Source organism: Acinetobacter sp. V2, assembly GCF_001188385.1.
GTDB lineage: Bacteria > Pseudomonadota > Gammaproteobacteria > Pseudomonadales > Moraxellaceae > Acinetobacter > Acinetobacter oleivorans.
This window is the reverse complement of the sequence record NZ_JZFB01000002.1, coordinates 19990-21154: the sequence shown is the minus strand read 5'-3', so window position 1 is coordinate 21154 and position 1165 is coordinate 19990. Positions and strand designations below refer to the sequence as shown.

The following is a 1165-nucleotide window of genomic DNA, read 5'->3' as shown; positions in this document are numbered from 1 at the left end:
AACTTCAAGAGCACCGTTTACCGTGTCGCGAGAAGTTTCAAAAGTTAAGGTGCCAAGGTCTGCAATTTCAGAAACAGGATGTTCAGTTTGTGGGAGTACTCCAATGATTGTTCCAGCAACAGTTTCAATGCCAGTGTTGATAATTTCAGTTTTTAGGCTTTCGACACCCTGAAGAATATCGATACCACCTTGAACGACATCAATGACTGGGGAAATTGGTGATGTTCCGCCAGTCACACCACCTGTTACGCCACCAATAACACCAGTGACTACTTCAAGAGGATTACCACCAGATACGCCTCCAATCAAGCCACTAGTTACACCACCCACAACATTGGTTACTGTTTCTAATGGATTTGTAGAACCGACAGTACCGGTTACAGTGCCAACCACATCAGAAACTAAGCCTGTTGCTGTATGCGTAACTGTATTAGTTACTGTAGAAATAACATTTGAAAGTAAGCCTGATGTTGAAACGTGTGCATCAACAGAAGAACCCGTGTTTACAGTGGTATTTACCGATACAACATTACCCAAGTCTTGAGTAACTTTTGAGATCGAAGATACGAGATTTTTTAGTAAAAACATGTTGGTCTATTTCCTATATAATTATGTATTTTTAAGTAAGTATTATTTATTGCGCTACATAATTAATGAGATGTATATCTCAATAATTGGAATTTAGTATTGGTTAGATATCAAAAGCTGTCAATGTGTATTTTTAGTCACATTTTTTAATATTAAATAATATTTAAAGAAATAATAATTCATTTAATTTAGACGTAAAAATAATAATGGTTTTTATATAATATTTTTTTAATTAATTATATTTTTTCTTATATTTCCACTTATTTGAAGCAGTATATTAGATGAATTTTACTTGGGTCTATAATGTTATGGCTTAGCTAGAAATATATTATTTCTATAATGTTGAGTGAAATGGTCGACTTTAGCTTTTAGATATGTGGCGAAATACGTCAAAAAGTCTATAAAACTTATTTGAAAAAAAATATTTCAAATACATCTTAGGTAAGAAAGTCTTCAATAATTTTAGCTACTATTTTAGGTAAAAGAGGGGGGTGGCTAAGAACTAGACGGTTGATGACAGAAAGATGAAAAAAGGCTTCCTAAGCCTTAAAAAATGCGTATAATGCGCAACATCAAG

1 pseudogene is annotated in these 1165 nt (G+C 33.3%); it reads right to left on the bottom strand.

What is annotated here, in order from left to right:
- Window positions 1-588, bottom strand: a pseudogene (locus UC75_RS20870) (hypothetical protein); the annotation flags it as partial.
- Between the last annotated feature and the right edge of the window lie 577 nt (window positions 589-1165).